Source organism: Pseudomonas sp. GW821-FHT01C01, from assembly GCF_059422645.1.
This window is the reverse complement of the sequence record NZ_JBWKXF010000042.1, coordinates 20226-39293: the sequence shown is the minus strand read 5'-3', so window position 1 is coordinate 39293 and position 19068 is coordinate 20226. Positions and strand designations below refer to the sequence as shown.

Below are 19068 nucleotides of genomic sequence, written 5' to 3'. Positions count from 1 at the left end.
AAAAACCGGGGGGGCCGTCCTACACATCGAGCGACAAATTAGGCTTAATGATAATGATTGTCAAATGAGAAAAAGAACTAGTGCGCTGCGGCGCTGCAGAGTGAGAACTGCGACACGCTGACTCCTCCTTCAGCCCGCCTGGCGACTAATTACTTCAAGACGTCATCCGTTCTCAGTGGTGAATGGCACAGCGCAATCCTCATAACCCTGTAGGAGCGAGCTCGCTCGCGATGGTCGTCAACGATGGCGATGGGCGTCTGACACTCCGCGGCGTTCTCCTTTTTTTCGCGAGCAAGCTCGCTCCTACAGCCGAATTCAGGCAGGAAACCTCATGACCGACGCGTTCGAACTCCCCAGCACAATGGTCCAAGCCCTTCAGCGCCGCGCGGCCCTGACACCGGATCGGGTGGCCCTGCGTTTTCTCGCCGAAACCCCGGAACAAGTGGTGGTGCTCAGCTATCGCGAACTGGATCAGCGGGCGCGGACGATTGCCGGCGCGTTGCAGGCTCAAGCGGAGGTTGGCGACCGCGCCGTGTTGCTGTTCCCCAGCGGCCCGGATTACGTCGCGGCGTTCTTTGGTTGCCTGTATGCCGGGGTGATTGCGGTGCCGGCCTATCCGCCGGAGTCGACGCGGCGTCATCACCAGGAACGCCTGTTGTCGATCATCGACGATGCCGAACCGCGCTTGCTGCTGACCAGCGCCGGGCTGCGTGAGGCATTGCAGCAAATCGACGGGGCGCCGCCGTTGCTGTGTGTCGATACTCTCGACGGTGCACTGGCCGAGCGCTGGGTCGCGGCGGATTTGCAGGACGATCACATCGCCTTTCTGCAATACACCTCCGGCTCCACCGCGCTGCCCAAAGGCGTGCAAGTCAGCCACGGCAATCTGGTGGCCAACGAATTGCTGATTCGCCACGGTTTCGGCATTGATCTGAATCCCGACGACGTCATCGTCAGCTGGCTGCCGCTGTACCACGACATGGGCCTGATCGGCGGCCTGTTGCAGCCGATTTTCAGCGGCGTGCCTTGCGTATTGATGTCCCCGGCGTACTTCCTTGGCCGGCCGTTGCGCTGGCTGGAGGCGATCAGCGAATACGGCGGCACCATCAGCGGCGGGCCGGACTTTGCCTATCGCTTGTGCAGCGAGCGGGTCAGCGAGTCGGCCCTGGAACGGCTCGACCTGAGCGGCTGGCGCGTGGCGTATTCCGGTTCCGAACCGATTCGCCTCGACACCCTGGAGCGCTTCGCCGGGAAGTTCGCAACCTGCGGCTTCACCGCGGACTGTTTCATGGCCTCCTACGGACTGGCCGAAGCCACCTTGTTTGTGGCCGGCACAGTGCGCGGCCAAGGCATCGGCAACCTGCGGGTGGACGATCAGGCCCTGGCACAGAACCGTGTCGAAGCGGGCGATGGCAGCCCGATCATGAGTTGTGGCATCAGCCAACCGGGTCACGCCGTACTGATCGTCGACCCGGTCTCGCTCACCGAACAGGTCGACAACACCGTCGGTGAAGTCTGGGCCAGCGGGCCGAGCATCGCACTTGGTTACTGGCGCAACCCCGAGGCGTCCGCCAAGACCTTCGTCCGGCACGCCGGCCAGACCTGGCTGCGAACCGGTGACCTGGGCTTCATGCGCAACGGTGAACTGTTTATCACCGGGCGCTTGAAAGACCTGCTGATCGTGCGTGGGCACAACCTGTACCCGCAAGACATCGAGCAGACCGTCGAGCGCGAAGTGGAAGTGGTGCGCAAGGGCCGGGTTGCCGCCTTCGCCGTCACGGTTGATGGTCAGGAAGGCATCGGCATCGCCGCCGAAATCAGCCGCAGCGTGCAGAAAATCCTGCCACCGGAATCCTTGATCAAAGCCATTCGCCAGGCTGTCGCCGAGGTGTATCAGGAAGCACCGAGCGTGGTGGTGCTGCTCAATCCGGGAGCGCTGCCCAAGACGTCCAGCGGCAAATTGCAACGTTCTGCGTGCCGCAATCGCCTGGCGGACGGCAGTCTCGATTGCTACGCGGTGTTCCCGTCGACCAACACCGAAAGCGCAGGCCGGATCGAGTCGGGCTCCGAGCTGCAAAGCTTGATCGGCCGCATCTGGTGTGAGCAGTTGCAGGTCGGGCGGGTGGACGCCGACGATCATTTTTTCCTGCTCGGCGGCAACTCCATAACGGCGACACAAGTGGTGGCGCGCCTGCGGGAAGAACTGGGTCTGGAGTTGAACCTGCGCCTGCTGTTCGAAGCACCGACCCTTGGCGCATTCGTCGATGGGGTGGCCCGCCAGCAACAGGATGGTGGCCTGGCCCAGGGTGCGATCACGCCGTTGTCACGCGCTGCAGCGCTACCACAGTCCCTCGCGCAAAACCGTCTGTGGATCACCTGGCAACTCGATCCCCAAAGCAGCGCCTACAACATTCCGGGTGCCTTGCGCCTGCGTGGCGAACTGGATGAGCACGCCTTGTGCGCCTGCTTCCAGCAGTTGATTGAGCGCCACGAATCCCTGCGCATGCGATTCTTCGAGCGTGATGGCGTGGCGTTGCAACAGGTTGATCCGGTCGGTCAGTTCAACCTGCAAATGATCGACATCAGCGATTTGCCGGTGGCCGAACGTGAAGCCCACGCGCAGCAGATCCGCGAGGATGAAGCGCGTACCCGGTTCGATCTGGAGAAAGGTCCGCTGCTGCGGGTGACGCTGGTGCGCCTCGACGATGAGGACCACCAGTTGTTGGTGACCCTGCACCACATCATTGCGGACGGCTGGTCGCTGAATGTGCTGATCGACGAGTTCTCGCGCCTGTATGCGAGCGCCTCCCAGGGGCAACAAGCAGTGCTGGCGCCGTTGCCGACGCAGTACGCCGATTACGCCAGCTGGCAGCGCCAATGGCTGGCGCAAGGGGAGAGCGAGCGGCAACTGGCGTACTGGAAAGCACAGTTGGGCGAGGCGCATCCAACGATGAGCCTGGCCACCGATCATCCGCGTTCGGCGCAACAATTGCGCAGCGCTGCGCGCCACACGGTGCGTCTGGACGCGCGCCTCAGCGAAGCCATTCGCCAGACCGCCCAGGCCCATGAATCCACACCGTTCATGCTGCTGCTCGCGGCGTTCCAGAGCCTGTTGCACCGCTACAGCGGTCAACGGGATATCCGCATCGGCGTGCCCAATGCCAACCGTCCGCGCCTGGAAACCCAAGGTCTGATCGGCTTCTTCATCAATACCCAGGTGCTGTGCGCTGAAGTCGATTCGCGCCTGCCATTTGTCGAACTGCTGGCCCAGACCCGCCAGGCTGCACTCGGCGCGCAGGCGAATCAGGACCTGCCGTTCGAACAACTGCTCGAAGCCTTTCCCCAGGCGCGCGAACAAGGTCTGTTCCAGGTCATGTTCAACCATCAGCAACGTGACCTGAGTGCGCTCAAGCGTCTGCCGGGCCTGCTCGCCGAAGAGCTGCCGTGGCACAGTCGCGAAGCCAAGTTCGACCTGCAATTGCACAGCGAAGAAGACCGAAACGGTCGTCTGACGCTGTCCTTCGACTATGCCAGCGAACTGTTCGACGCCGCGACCATCGAGCGTCTCGCCGAGCACTTCACGAACCTCTTGCGCGAAGTCTGCGAGCGTCCGCAACAAGCCATCGGCGATCTGCAACTGCTCACCGTCAACGAGCACAATCAGCAAAAAGACTGGAGTGTTGCCCCGTGCGCTCCAGCACAACAATGGCTGCCGGAACAGCTCAACGAACAAGCACGCCTGGCCCCGGAACGCACCGCGTTGCTGTGGGACGGCGGCAGCCTGGACTTCGCCGAACTGCACAGCCAGGCCAACCGTTTGGCCCATTACCTGCGCGACAAAGGCGTTGGCCCGGATGTCTGCGTGGCGATCGCCTGCGAGCGTTCGCCGCAACTGTTAATTGGCCTGCTGGCGATCATCAAGGCTGGCGGTGCTTATGTACCGCTGGATCCGGATTACCCGGCCGAGCGCCTGGCCTACATGCTCAGCGACAGCGGCGTTGAATTGCTGCTGACGCAAACCCGATTGCTCGAGCGCTTGCCGGCCAGCGAGGGCGTCAGTGTGATCGCCATGGACACCTTGCATCTGGACCGCTGGCCAAGCCATGCGCCGGGGCTGCATCTGCAGGGCGACAACCTCGCCTATGTGATTTACACCTCCGGTTCCACCGGCCAGCCCAAAGGCGTCGGCAACACCCACGCGGCGCTGGCCGAGCGCCTGCAATGGATGCAGGACACGTATCGCCTGAACGAAAGCGACGTGCTGATGCAAAAGGCGCCGATCAGTTTCGACGTGTCGGTGTGGGAGTGCTTCTGGCCACTGATCGCAGGTGCACGCCTGTTGATTGCCGGCCCCGGCGAACACCGCGATCCGCATCGTATTGCGCAGCTTGTGCAAGAACACGGCGTGACCACGTTGCACTTCGTGCCACCGCTGCTTTCGTTGTTCATCGACGAACCGCTGAGCGCTGAATGCACCAGCCTGCGCCGGCTGTTCTCCGGGGGCGAAGCCTTGCCCGCGGAGCTGCGCAACCGCGTGCTGGCGCAGTTGCCGGCGGTGCAACTGCACAACCGCTACGGACCGACTGAAACCGCGATCAACGTCACGCATTGGCAGTGCTCCAGCGCCGACGGCGAACGCTCGCCGATCGGCCGGCCGCTGGGTAATGTGATCTGCCGCGTACTCGATGACGATCTCAATCCCGTTCCAGCCGGCGTGCCGGGTGAGCTGTGCATCAGCGGCGTTGGATTAGCCCGTGGTTACCTCGGTCGCCCGGCATTGACCGCCGAACGATTCGTGGTCGATCCATTGGGCGAGCCGGGTGCGCGTCTGTACCGCACCGGCGACCGGGCGCGCTGGACGGCGGACGGCGTGATCGAATACCTCGGCCGTCTCGATCAGCAGGTCAAACTGCGCGGGTTCCGGGTCGAGCCGGAAGAAATCGAAGCGCGTCTGCTGGCCCGGGAGGAGGTTGCGCAAGCCGTGGTGCTGGTGCGCCAAACCGTGGCCGGGGCGCAGCTGATCGGTTACTACACCGCTGCGGACAAGGCAGAGGACGAAGCCGGTCAAACCGCGCGCCTGAAAAGTGCATTGGCCGCCGAACTGCCGGATTACATGGTGCCGGCGCAACTGATGCGCCTGGAAGAGATGCCCCTCAGCCCGAGCGGCAAACTCGACCGCCGCGCCTTGCCGGAACCACAGTGGCAGGTTCGCGAACACGTTGAGCCCGTGACTGAACTGGAACAACAAATCGCCGGTATCTGGCGCGAAGTGCTGGGTTTGACACAAGTCGGCCTGCACGATGATTTCTTTGCACTCGGTGGTCACTCATTGCTGGCCACGCAAATCATCTCCCGCACCCGCCAGGCTTGCGACGTCGAGCTAGCGTTGCGGGTATTGTTCGAACACAGTGAGCTGGGTGCATTTGTCGAACAGGTTCGCTTGATCCAGGCCAGTGGCCGCACCAATAAACAGTTGCCAATTGAACAGGTCGACCGCCGCCAGGCGGTGCCGCTGTCCTATTCCCAGCAGCGCATGTGGTTCCTCTGGCAGCTGGAGCCGGACAGCCCGGCGTACAACGTTGGCGGCATGGCGCGGCTGCGCGGTGTGCTAGACGTGGCGCGCTTCGAGGCCGCTCTGCAAGCCCTGATCCTGCGTCACGAAACCCTGCGCACTACGTTCCCGAGCGTTGACGGCGTCGCTCGCCAACAGGTGCACATGGAGACCGGCGTGCGCATGGCGTGGAAGGATTTCACCGCGCTGGATGCCGAAGGCCGCGAGTGGCAGGTCCAGCAACTGGCCGACGATGACGCGCACAAGCCGTTTGATCTGGAAACCGGTCCGCTGCTGCGCGCGTGCCTGGCCAAGACCGCCGAGCAGGAACACTACCTGGTGCTGACCTTGCACCACATCGTCACCGAAGGCTGGGCCATGGACATCTTCGCCCGGGAACTCAGCGCGCTATACGAAGCGTTTGTCGACGACCGTGAATCGCCGCTCGCGCCGTTGCCGGTGCAGTACCTGGATTACAGCGTGTGGCAGCGCCAGTGGCTGGAGTCCGGCGAGCGTCAGCGCCAACTCGATTACTGGACCACGCAACTGGGCCGTGAACATCCGTTGCTGGAGTTGCCGGCTGACCGTCCGCGTCCGCCGGTGCAAAGCCATCAGGGTGAGTTGTACCGGTTCGACCTGAGCGACGACCTCGCGGCACGGGTCCGCGCCTTCAACGCGCAACACGGCCTGACCCTGTTCATGACCATGACCGCCGCCCTGGCTACGCTGCTGTACCGCTACAGCGGCCAGAACGATTTGCGCATCGGCGCACCGGTGGCCAACCGCATTCGCCCGGAAAGTGAAGGGCTGATCGGCGCGTTCCTCAATACTCAAGTGCTGCGCTGCCAGCTCGACGGGCAGATGTCCGTGGGCGAGCTGTTCGAGCAGGTCCGGCACACGGTGATCGAAGGCCAGTCCCATCAGGACCTGCCATTCGATCATCTGGTGGAGGCCTTGCAACCACCCCGCAGCGCGGCCTACAACCCGTTGTTCCAGGTGATGTGTAACGTGCAGCGCTGGGAGTTCCAGCAAAGCCGAACACTGGCCGGCATGACGGTCGAGTACCTGGCCAACGATGCCCGCGCGACCAAGTTCGACCTCAACCTGGAAGTCACTGACCTCGACCATCGCCTGGGTTGCTGCCTGACCTACAGCACCGACCTGTTCGACGAACCGCGCATCGCCCGCATGGCCGGGCATTGGCGCAATCTGCTGGAGGCGCTGATTGCCGATCCGCAACAGCGCTTGAGCGAGCTGCCGCTGCTGACGTGCGGCGAACAACAACTGCTGCTCGACAGCCTCGGCGTCGAGCCGGGCGAACATCGGCTGGATCAGTGCATCCATCACCTGTTCGCCGAACAAGCCCTGCTGCGCAAAGACGCTCCGGCCCTGACCTTCGCCGGGCAGACCTTGAGCTACACCGAACTCGACCGCCGCGCCAATCGCCTCGCGTGGATGCTGCGTGAACGCGGTGTCGGTCCGCAGGTGCGCGTGGGCCTGGCGCTTGAGCGTTCGCTGGAAATGGTTGTCGGCCTGCTGGCGATCCTCAAGGCCGGCGGCGCTTATGTGCCGCTGGATCCGGAATACCCGCTGGACCGCTTGCACTACATGATCGAAGACAGCGGCATCGGTCTGCTGCTCAGCGATGCGGCGATGTTCAAAGCCCTGGGCGAGTTGCCGGCGACCGTCGGCCGCTGGTGTCTGGAAGAGGATGCCGCTGCACTGGTCAACTATCCGGCCACCGAGTTGCCATTGATCAGCCTGCCGCAGCATCAGGCCTACCTGATTTACACCTCGGGCTCGACCGGCAAACCGAAAGGTGTGGTGGTGTCTCACGGCGAAATCGCCATGCATTGCCGCGCCGTGATCGAGCGTTTCAGCATGCGCCCCGACGACTGCGAGCTGCACTTCTATTCGATCAACTTCGACGCCGCCACCGAACGTTTGCTGGTGCCGCTGCTCAGCGGTGCGCAAGTGGTGCTGCGGGCTCAAGGGCAGTGGGACGCCGAAGAAATCTGTGGCCTGATCCTTCGTCATCACATCAACGTCCTCGGTTTCACGCCGAGCTACGGCAGCCAGTTGGCGCAATGGCTGGCAACGCAAAATGAAACCCTGCCGGTCCGTACGGTTATCACCGGTGGCGAAGCGCTGACCGGTGAACACCTGGCGCGGCTTCGCGCAGCGTTCCAGCCGAGCCAGTTCTTCAACGCCTACGGCCCGACCGAAACCGTGGTCATGCCGCTGGCCAGCCTCGCCCCTGAAGTGCTGGAAGAGGGTGCCGGCAGCGTGCCGATCGGCAGCGTGATCGGTGACCGCGTGGCCTACATTCTCGACGCCGATCTGGCGTTGGTGCCGCAAGGCGCGACGGGTGAGTTGTACGTCGGCGGCGCGGGTCTGGCCCAGGGGTATCACCAGCGTCCGGGGATGACTGCGGAGCGGTTCGTGGCCGATCCGTTTGCCGCCAGCGGTGGGCGTATCTACCGCACCGGCGACCTGGTGCGTCAGCGGGCCGACGGCCTGGTGGAATACCTCGGGCGGATCGACCACCAGGTGAAGATCCGTGGTTTCCGTATCGAATTGGGCGAGATCGAAACCCGTCTGCTGGAGCATGCGTTGATTCGCGAAGCCGTGGTGCTGGCACTCGATGCACCGAGCGGCAAGCTACTGGTCGGCTATCTGGTAACGGATATCGCTGGACAAGACGAAGCGCAGCAAACCGCTTTGCGTGAATCGCTCAAGGCCTGTTTGAAAGCGCAACTGCCGGATTACATGGTGCCCACGCACCTGATCCTGCTGGTCAGCATGCCGCTGACCGCCAACGGCAAACTCGACCGCCGCGCACTGCCGGCGCCGGACCCGGAGCTCAATCGCCAACACTACGTGGCGCCGAGCAACGAGCTCGAAGTCATGCTCGCGCAGATCTGGTGCGAAGTGCTCAACGTCGATCAGGTTGGCCTCAACGACAACTTCTTCGAACTGGGTGGTGACTCGATTCTGTCGATCCAGGTGGTCAGCCGGGCACGGCAGCAGGGCATTCACTTCAGCCCGCGCGATCTGTTCCAGCACCAGACCGTGCAGACCCTCGCCACCGTGGCCACCCGTAGCGAGCAGGTCAGCGCCGAGCAAGGCTTGATCATCGGCGAGTCGCGCCTGACGCCGATCCAGCACTGGTTCTTCGACACCGATATCCCGCAACGCCAACACTGGAACCAGGCGTTGTTGATGCAACCGGCCATGACGCTGGAACCCCATCGCCTGGAGCAAGCGTTGTTGGCGGTGATCGAACAGCACGATGCTTTGCGTCTGCGTTTCAGCAACGTTGCCGGTCAATGGCAGGCCACACACCAGTCGATTTCCGATGCGCCGGTACTGTGGCAGGTACGCGTTTCGTCCATGGACAAATGCGCGGCCTTGTTCGCCGATGCCCAGCGCAGCCTCGACCTGGAAGGGGGGGCTTTGCTGCGCGTGTTGCTGGTCGATGGGCCCGAGGGCCAGCAACGCCTGTTCATCGCCATCCACCACTTGGTGGTAGACGGCGTGTCGTGGCGGGTGCTGCTGGATGACCTGCAAACCGTGTATCGCCAACTGGACGCGCAGCAGTCGGTGAAGCTGCCGGCGAAAACCAGCGCCTTCAAGGATTGGGCCGCACGCTTGCAGGCTTACGCCGGCAGCGAATCCCTGCGTGAAGAATTGGGCTGGTGGCACGCGCAACTGACCGGGTCGAGCGCCGAATTGCCGTGTGATCGTCCCGAGGGCGGACGACAGAACCGGCATGCGCAAACCGTCAGCGTGCGCCTCGACAGCGAGCGCACCCGGCAACTGCTGCAACAGGCACCGAGCGCCTATCGCACCCAGGTCAACGACCTGTTGCTGACCGCGTTGGCCCGCGTGCTGTGCCGCTGGAGCGGTCAGCCATCGGCGCTGATTCAACTGGAAGGCCACGGCCGTGAAACGCTGTTCGACGACATCGACCTGACCCGCACCGTCGGCTGGTTTACCAGCGCCTATCCGCTGCGCCTGACCCCGTCAAACATCGAAGAAGCCGCCGGGCAAAGCGCCTCAATCAAGGCGATCAAAGAGCAATTGCGTGCCGTGCCGCACAAAGGCCTGGGTTATGGCGTGCTGCGTTACCTCGTCGATGACCAGAGTCGCCACAGTATGGCGGCGTTGCCGGTGGCACCGATTACCTTCAACTACCTCGGGCAGTTCGACCAGAGCTTCGGGGCGGATGCGCTGTTTCATCCACTGGATGAAGCCATCGGCGCGGCCCACGATGCCAATGCACCATTGCCCAACGAGCTGAGCGTCGACAGTCAGGTGTATGGCGGTGAACTGGTGCTGCGCTGGACTTTCAGCGCCGAACGCTTCGATGTGCAAACCATCGACGAGTTGGCCGATGCCTACCTCGGTGAGTTGAGCAGCCTGATCGAGCATTGCCTGCGCGACGACGCGGGTGGCCTGACGCCGTCGGACTTCCCGCTGGCGCAGCTCAGTCAGACGCAACTGGATGCGCTGCCGGTCCCGGCCGCCGTCATCGAAGACGTCTACCCGTTGACCCCAATGCAGGAAGGCATGCTGCTGCATACCTTGCTGGAGCCGGGCACCGGCCTGTATTACATGCAGGACCGCTACCGCATCAACAGCGAACTCGACCCGCAGCGTTTCGCCCAGGCCTGGCAAGCGGTGATTGCCCGCCATGAAGCGTTGCGCGCATCGTTCTGCTGGAACGTCGGTGAAGCCATGCTGCAAGTGATCCACAAACCGGGCAGCACGCCGATCGAGTATCTGGACTGGAGCGCTATCGCCGAAGCCGAGCAAGAGCCGAAGCTGCAAACCTTGCTCAAGACCGAGCGCGAGGCCGGGTTCGATCTGCTCAACCAGGCACCGTTCCACCTGCGCCTGATCCGCGTCGGCGCGGCGCGCTACTGGTTCATGATGAGCAACCACCACATTCTCATCGATGCCTGGTGCCGTTCGCTGCTGATGAACGATTTCTTCGAGATCTACAGCGCCCTCGGCGAAGGCCGGGAAGCGCAGCTTGGGCTTGTGTCACGTTATCGCGACTACATCGGCTGGCTGCAGCATCAGAGCCTCGCCGAAGCTCGGCAGTGGTGGAAAACCAACCTGCAAGGTTTCGAACGGACCACGCCGATCCCGAGCGACCGGCCATTGCTGCGCGAACACGCCGGCGACAGCGGCGGCATGATCGTCGGCGACTGCTACACAAGGCTCGATGCCCGTGACGGTACGCAACTGCGAGAACTGGCCCAGGCGCATCAGCTGACGATCAACACCTTCGCCCAGGCGGCATGGGCCCTGGTGCTGCGGCGTTTGAGCGGTGATCGCGACGTGTTGTTCGGCGTTACCGTGGCCGGGCGTCCGGTGGACATGCCGCAGATGCAGCGCACCGTCGGCCTGTTCATCAACAGCATCGCGCTGCGGGTGAAAATGCCCGAGGATGGCCAGTGTTGCAGCGTGCGCCAATGGCTCAGCGGTCTGCTCGACCACAACATGCAACTGCGTGAATACGAATACCTGCCGCTGGTGAACATCCAGGAACAGAGTGAACTGCCCAAAGGCCAGCCGCTGTTCGACAGCCTGTTCGTGTTCGAAAACGCCCCGGTGGAAGTCTCGGTGCTGGACCGTGCGCAGAGCCTCAACGCGACGTCGGATTCGGGCCGCACGCATACCAACTTCCCTCTGACGGCCGTGTGCTATCCGGGTGATGACCTGGGCTTGCACCTGTCCTACGACCAGCGCTATTTCGATGAAGTCACGGTCGAGCGCATGCTCGGCGAGTTCAAGCGTCTGTTGCTGGCGCTGGTAGCGGGATTCCATGGCGACATGGCCGACCTGCCGTTGCTGGGGACCGAGGAGCGGGAGTTCCTGATCCATGGCTGCAACCAGAGCGAACACCCGTATCCGCTGGAGCAGAGCTACGTTGCATTGTTTGAAGCGCAGGTCGCCAGGCACCCACAGCGGATCGCCGCCCGTTGTCTTGACCGGCAGTACAGTTACCTTGAGCTGAACCAGCGCAGTAACCAACTCGGTCATGCGTTGATCGCTTCCGGTGTCGGGCGCGATCAACCGGTAGCGTTGCTGGCCGAACGCAGCCTCGATTTGCTGGGAATGATCATCGGCAGCTTCAAGGCGGGTGCAGGTTACCTGCCACTGGACCCGGGTTTGCCGAGTCAGCGTCTGAGCCGGATCATCGAACTGAGCCGCACGCCATTGCTGGTGTGCACTCAAGCGTGCCGTGAACAGGCGCAGGCCTTGCTCGACGAGTTCGGCTGCTCCAGCCGGCCACGGCTGTTGGTCTGGGAGGAAGTTCAAGCCCTTGCGCTGTCAGCGGACAATCCTGGCATCTACAGCGCTGCGGACAACCTCGCCTACGTGATCTACACCTCCGGTTCCACGGGGTTGCCGAAAGGCGTGATGGTCGAACAGCGCGGCATGCTCAACAACCAATTGAGCAAAGTGCCGTACCTGAACCTGAGCGATGCCGACGTGATCGCGCAAACCGCTTCGCAAAGCTTCGATATTTCGGTCTGGCAGTTCCTCGCCGCGCCGTTGTTCGGCGCGCGGGTGGACATCGTGCCGAACACCATCGCCCACGATCCCCTGGGCTTACTGGCCCATGTGCAGAGCCAGGGCATCACCGTGCTGGAAAGCGTGCCGTCGCTGATCCAGGGCATGCTCGCCCAGGAACGCATGAGCCTCGACGGCCTGCGCTGGATGTTGCCAACGGGTGAGGCGATGCCGCCGGAGCTGGCGCATCAATGGCTGTTGCGCTATCCACAGATCGGCCTGGTCAATGCCTATGGCCCGGCGGAGTGCTCGGACGACGTGGCGTTCTTCCGCGTTGACCTGGCCTCGACTCGTGGCAGTTACCTGCCGATTGGTACGCCGACCGACAACAACCGGTTGTATCTGCTCGATGGCGCACTGGATCTGGTGCCGTTGGGTGCAGTGGGTGAACTGTGCGTGGCGGGTACCGGGGTCGGTCGCGGCTATGTCAGCGATCCGCTGCGCACCGCACCGGTGTTTGTGCCGAACCCGTTCGGCGCACCGGGTGAGCGCCTGTATCGCACCGGCGACCTGGCCCGCCGTCGCAGTGACGGCGTGCTGGAGTACGTCGGGCGCATCGACCATCAGGTGAAGATTCGCGGTTACCGCATTGAGCTGGGTGAAATCGAAGCACGCCTGCACGAACAACCGGAAGTCCGCGATGCGGCGGTCGGTGTGCAGGAAGGCGCGAACGGCAAGCATCTGGTGGGTTATCTGGTGGCGGCCGATTCAGCGCTCAATCCTGCTGAGCGCCTTGAGCGCATCAAGCAGCGCCTGCGCGCCGAACTGCCGGAATACATGGTGCCGCTGCACTGGCTATGGCTGGACAAGCTGCCGCTCAACACCAATGGCAAACTGGACCGCAAGGCCCTGCCGGCGCTGGAGATCGGCCAGATGCACAGCCAGGATTACCAGGCGCCGCGCAATGACCTGGAGCAGACCCTGACAGACATTTGGGCCGAGGTGTTGAAGGTCGAGAGAGTGGGTGTTCGCGACAACTTCTTCGAGTTGGGCGGGCATTCGCTGCTGGCCACGCAGATCGCCTCGCGGGTGCAGAAAACCCTGCAACGGGATGTGCCGTTGCGGGCGATGTTCGAGTGCAGCACGGTGGAAGAGTTGGCCAGGTACATCGACGGGTTGGCGGCGACGGATATCACCGAGGAGAAGGTGGATCGCTTGAATGATCTGATGGCGGAGCTGGAGGGGCTGTGATTCTCTAGTGTTTGTACCGGCCTCATCGCGGGCAAGCCCGCTCCCACAGGGATTTCTGGTGTGCACAAATCATATGTTCACCACTACCCCTTGTGGGAGCGGGCTTGCCCGCGAAGGCATCAGTACTGTCATCGCAAATCTGAAGGTAGATCTACTTCGGCCCGAGAATCTTCACCAACTTGTCCAGCGACGGCGCGCCTTGCTGCTGTTGCAGATCGCCCTTGTCGTCCATGTAGAAAATCGCTGGCGTCGCCTGCAGCTCCAGCTCTTCCATCAATTGCATGTTGGCCGCGAATTTTGCCTGAATCGCTGGCGGCACTTCCTTCAAGGCCTTGAGCGAGCTGTCCTTGCCAGCGGCTTCGTGATCCTGCAGGGCTTTTTCCGGGTCTTTGGCCGCGAGCAGTGCGGCGGATTTCCCCGGGCTGTCTTCGCGGATGATGCCCACCATGATGTGACGCAATTGCACCTTGCCAGCCTTGACCCACGGTCGGGCCTGTTCCCAGAACATATTGCAGTACGGGCAGTTGGGGTCACTGAACAGGTACACCACGCGCGGCGCATCCTTTTTGCCGTCGCCGATCCAGTTACTGGTTTCGAACTTGGCCCAGACTTCCTTGGCCATCGGCGCATACACCAGTTTCTGCAATGGCGCGCTGCTCAGGTCATTGCCTTCGGCGTCATACAGATTACCCAGCAACACGTGTTTGCCATCCGGAGTCAGGTACAGCGCCATGCCGCGGCTCTGGTATTGCGCGGCATAACCGCGCAAGCCGTCGGGAGCGTCGAACTGACCGACGATTTTCGCGCCCTTGGCCTCGATTTTCTTGATGGCATCGGGCAACTCTTCGGCCTGTACCGACGGCAGGTGCAACAGGGCAGCACCGAGGCTCAGGGTCAGCAGGTGGCAGAGGCGGGGCATGGCGGTTTCCTTGAAGAGGTGGCGGGTACGGTGTCGAAGTTTTCCAGCGCGCGGGCCAGGCTGGCTTCCGACAGCTCGCCCAGATGACTGCCCAGCAGGCGACCTTCGGGGCTATAGAACAGCGTAGTCGGCATCACCATGGAACCGACGGCCTGGCTCAGACGCCCGCCGCCGTCGAACAGCACGTTGGTCAGGCTCAGGCCCTGGGTTTCCAGAAAGGTCGCGACGCTTTGCATGCTTTCCGCCTGATTGACGAACAGGAACGTCAGGTCCGGCCGGTGTTGCTGGGCGTTTTCCAGCACCGGCATTTCACGGCGACACGGCGGGCACCAGGTGGCCCAGAGATTGATCACCAGCGGACCGCCCTGATAGTCGGCCAGTTGCACGACCTCTCCGGCGGCGTTTTTCAGGGTGATTTCCGGCAGGCGTGTGCCTTGTTCATAAATCGACAGGGAGAATGTCGCCAACAGCCAGAACGCCAGGCCGCTGGCTACGCCAAAGCCCAATGGACGCCGCAAGCCCGGGCGACGCCAGCCGCGATACAGTGTGGCGAGCAAAACGACAATCACCCCCGGCCAGGCGAGGAAACCACCATCGCGCAGGTCGATGACCTGCCATGGATCGTTGCGATAGTGCGCCCAATAGACCGCCACGAAACTGATTCGGGCCGCGAGCATGCCCATTAGAAACAGGCTGAACAGTACCGATTCGGGGTTGTCTCCCCCACGCCTGGCCACCCGCCAACCGACAAAAGTGGCCAGCGCCAGCGCACTGATCAACAGCAGGTGATTGAGCGCGATGGCAAAGGTGCCGAGGGTAAAGGTCAGCATTAACGGGCGTCTCGGGTGGTGGTCCAGCGTTGCAGGAAAGTATCGGCATCGACCTCGCCGGTGATGCGCTGGCTGCGCCGCTCTTCACCGTCAGCGCCAATCCACAGCAGGCTCGGTGGCCCTGGCACTTTGTAACGGCCGAGCAGTTCGCGGCTGGCGGCATTGTCGGCGGTGACGTCCAGCCGGAGCAAGCGCACATCGCTCAAGGCTTCGAGGACACGGGTTTTGCCGAAGACCTGTTTTTCCATGACCTTGCACGACACGCACCAGTCGGCGTAGTAGTCGAGCAGCACCCACTGGCCTTGAGCCTGCGCGGCGTCGAGTTCCCGTTGCAGTGCCTGCGGATCCTTGATGGTGGTGAAGGCGTCGTGGCCAACCGGCACGGCGGCCACAGCCTGGTTCGAGGCGCGGTAGACCTGCAATGGCTTGAACGGATCATCGGCGCCACCGGCCGCACCGATCACCAACATTGCCCCCCATAAACCGAGCAGCAACGAACTGGCGCCGAACAGGTGCGCGACGTGGCCGAAACCTTCCGATTGTTTCCAGGCGCTGTAGGCCGCGATCAACAGCAGCGCACCGCACAAGCCGACCCACAGGGATTCGTCCAGCACCGGGCGCAGCATCAACAATGCGGTGGCGAGGAACAGGAAGCCGAAAATGCCTTTGACCAGATTCATCCAGGCGCCAGGCTTGGGCATGAAGCGATTGCCGACAGTCACCAGCAACAGCAGCGGCACACCGATGCCGATACCCATGGCGAACAGAATCAATCCGCCATGCAATGCGTTACCGCTTTGCGCGATGTAAAGCAGCGCGCCCGCCAGCGGTGCGGTCATGCACGGGCCGACCAGCAGACCCGACAGGGCACCCAGCGCACCTGCGCCAATCAGACTGCCGCCGCGTTGATTGCGCGAGACGTTTTCCAGGCGATCGCGCACGGCCACCGGCAGTTGCAGTTCGAAGTAACCGAACATCGGCAGTGCCAGCAGCACGAAAATCGCCGCGAAACTCCCCAGCAGCCAGGGGTTCTGCAACCAGGCTTGCAGGTTCGCCCCGAGGGATGCAGCCAGCACACCCATCGCCGCATACACCAGTGCCATGCTGACCACGTAACTGCTGGCCAGGGCGAAACCACGCTTGGGCGAGGCGCCACTACCGACGATCAACCCCGCCAGAATCGGCAGCATCGGCAATGAACAGGGGGTGAAAGCCAGCAACAGGCCCAGGCCGAAGAACAGCAAAAGGCTCCAGCCCAGCGCCCGTTGTTGCAGGCCGCTGGCCAGCGCTTGGTCCGGTGCTTCAGTGGTCGTGTTCAACGCATTGGTAGTGCCCAGGTCCACGACTTTGGTTTGCGGCGGATAACACAAGCCGGCATCGGCACAGCCCTGGTAACTGACCTTGATCTGACCGCTGGCACCCGCCGGAATCTTCAGTTCCAGGCCTTGGCGGTAGACTTGCTGTTCACCGAAAAACTCGTCGCTGTGGGCTTCACCCTCGGGCAACGCGGGATGCTGCGCGACAGGCAATCCGTCGAACTTCAAACGTTTTTGATACAGGTAATAGCCGTCGGTAATTTGCCAATAGAGCTGGGTTTCGCCGGATTCCAGACGTTCAAAGGTAAAGGTGAATGCTTTATCAACCGGGAGAAACTCAGGTTTGGTGTCGAACGGATTGGTTCCCGCCTGGGCCAGGCCCGCGATCAAGAGGGTAAAAAGTACAAACAGACGACGCATGGATAAGCCTTTGCCCTGTGCTAATGAGGTGCACAGTGGCGGGTGGCGATTAACCGATGATTAACCGGCTCGGCCTTGTGGCGGTGGCGCTTGCGGCATAATGTCGGCTTAATCGGTCAACGGCTTAATCAGCATTATTTTTACGAGGCTCCCCATGCACGTACTGGTTTGCGAAGACGATGAGCTGATCGCCAGCGGCATCGTCGCCGGCCTGACCGCCCAGGGCCTGACTGTGGAACACGTGGCCACGGCGTCCGCCGCCCGGGCAATGCTCAAGGTGGCGGAGTTCGACGTGATGGTGCTCGACCTTGGCCTGCCGGACGAAGATGGCCTCAAGCTGCTGCAGCAGCTGCGCCATCAAGGCCTGGAGTTACCGGTTTTGATCCTCACCGCGCGTGATTCGGTCACCGACCGCGTCGATGGCCTGCAAGCCGGTGCCGACGACTATCTGCTCAAACCGTTCGACTTGCGTGAACTGGCTGCACGCCTGCATACGCTGTTGCGACGGGTGGCGGGGCGCAGCGTCAACCTGATCGAACACGGAGCCCTGACTTACGACCCAAGCAGCCGCGAAACCACACTCGCGGGGCGGCCGGTGGACCTGTCGCGGCGCGAGCAGTCATTGCTGCAAGCGTTGCTGCATAACCGTGGCCGGGTGCTGTCCACCGAGCAACTCAAGGACAGCGTCTACGGCTTCAACGACGAACTGGAGAGCAACGCCCTCAACGTCCATATCCATCACCTGCGGCGCAAACTCGGCAATGGCATTGTCGAGACCGTGCGCGGCCTGGGCTATCGCCTGGGGCCGGCTGATGGCGGAGAAGAATCGAAGTGATGAGTCTGCGTTTGCGCCTGAGCCTGACGCTCGGCGCCGCCTTTGCGTTGATCTGGGCCCTGGCCGCGGCCTGGATGCTCAGCGATTTGCGCAATCAAATGATGTTTTCCCTGGACCAGCGCCTGGTGGCGTCGGCGCGCATGGTCGCCGGCCTGATGGAGCAACTGCCGCCCGTGCCGAGCAAGGGCGAGGGCACCCACTTCAGCGCCGAACAACTGAACATTCCGGGGGGCATGGCGTGCCAGGTCAGCTCGTTGCGCGGTGAAATCCTTGCTCGCAGTCACACCGATCCGCAGCAGGCACTGGAGGCCGAAAAACTCGGTTTTCACGATCAGATGATCGACGGCGCGCCGTGGCGCAGCTTTACATTGGCCCGGGGCGATCTGCGTATCACCACCGCCGACCGGCAGATCGAGCGCGAGGCCTTGAACATGTCGATCCTGCTGGCCGCTTCGGTGCCGGTGGGCGTGGCGCTGCTCGGCTGCCTGTGCCTGCTCTGGCTGGGCATCGGCCAGGGGCTGGCGCCGCTCAACCGCATGCGCGATGCTTTGATGCGCCGCAGTGCCGACTCCCTCGAACCCTTGCAGATCCAGCCATTGCCCAGCGAGTTGCAACCCTTGCTGGAAACCCAGAACCAGTTGCTCCAGCGCATCGGCAAGACTATCGAGCGCGAACGTCGCCTGACCGGGGATGCGGCCCACGAACTGCGCAGTCCGCTGACCGCGATCAAGACCCACCTGCAAGTGGCGCGAATGACTGAAGGCAGCGCCCGGGATCAGTCCCTGGCCCGGGCCGAAGAGGGGGCGGACCGCATGCACCGGACCCTCGAACAGTTGCTGCTGCTGGCGCGAGTCGAGGGCAGTCTGTCGTTCGACGACGGTGTGCAATGTAACGCCGAACAAGTGGCGAAACTGGCGATCCAGGACGCGGCGAGCGGCGATCGTCAGCGCATCAGGTTCCAGGCCCCGGGCAAGGTTTCCGCTGCGCCGGTACAAATGCCCGCCGTGCTGTCGATTGCCGCGCTGCGCAACTTGCTCGACAACGCACTGCGGCATACCCCGGCCGACAAAGCGGTGGAGTTGAGCCTGGAAACCACCGGCAATCGTGTGCAGTTCGTGGTGCGCGACCATGGACCGGGGATTGCCGAAGAAGATTTGCAACACCTGACCCAGCGCTTCTGGCGCAACGGTCAGAGCACCGGTTGTGGTCTGGGGCTGGCGATTGTCCAGGCCATCGTTCAGCGTTGCGGTTGTACGCTGCATTTCGATAGCCGGCCGGACGGTTTGCGGGTCGAGCTGACGATGCCACTGCAACCGTCCTGAAAAACACCACCACACCCTGTGGGAGCGGGCTTGCTCGCGAAGAGGCCATTACATTCAACATCATTGCTGACTGTAATACCGCCTTCGCGGGCAAGC

6 protein-coding genes are annotated in these 19068 nt (G+C 62.7%); 3 read left to right on the top strand and 3 right to left on the bottom strand.

The features are described from left to right. Positions 1–331 precede the first annotated feature (331 nt). Positions 332–13330 carry a non-ribosomal peptide synthetase gene (locus AC07XF_RS21665; protein ID WP_495028101.1) on the top strand — a complete coding sequence of 4333 codons (12999 nt, stop codon included), beginning with the start codon at positions 332–334 and terminating at the stop codon, positions 13328–13330. A gap of 151 nt (positions 13331–13481) precedes the next feature. On the opposite strand, the gene dsbG is transcribed toward AC07XF_RS21665, so the two are convergent. The 3 genes from dsbG to dsbD are packed head-to-tail and all read right to left on the bottom strand — an operon-like array spanning position 13482 to position 16815. Next, on the bottom strand, positions 13482–14249 hold the full coding sequence (gene dsbG, locus AC07XF_RS21660; protein WP_495028100.1) for a thiol:disulfide interchange protein DsbG: 768 nt from the start codon (positions 14247–14249) through the stop codon (positions 13482–13484). Then, a complete protein-coding gene (locus AC07XF_RS21655; protein ID WP_495028099.1) occupies positions 14225–15079 on the bottom strand; it encodes a TlpA family protein disulfide reductase in 855 nt (284 codons plus the stop codon). Before AC07XF_RS21655 ends, dsbG begins: the two co-directional genes overlap by 25 nt. Next, a complete protein-coding gene (gene dsbD / locus AC07XF_RS21650; RefSeq protein ID WP_495028098.1) occupies positions 15079–16815 on the bottom strand; it encodes a protein-disulfide reductase DsbD in 1737 nt (578 codons plus the stop codon). Before dsbD ends, AC07XF_RS21655 begins: the two co-directional genes overlap by 1 nt. Positions 16816–16969: 154 nt before the next feature. Here dsbD and AC07XF_RS21645 point away from each other — a divergent pair, with 154 nt between their 5' ends. Next, entirely contained in the window at positions 16970–17650 is a 681-nt protein-coding gene (locus AC07XF_RS21645; protein ID WP_413423766.1) for a response regulator, read from the top strand. Then, entirely contained in the window at positions 17647–18972 is a 1326-nt protein-coding gene (locus tag AC07XF_RS21640; RefSeq protein WP_495028097.1) for an ATP-binding protein, read from the top strand. Before AC07XF_RS21645 ends, AC07XF_RS21640 begins: the two co-directional genes overlap by 4 nt. The last annotated feature ends 96 nt before the right edge of the window (positions 18973–19068 follow it).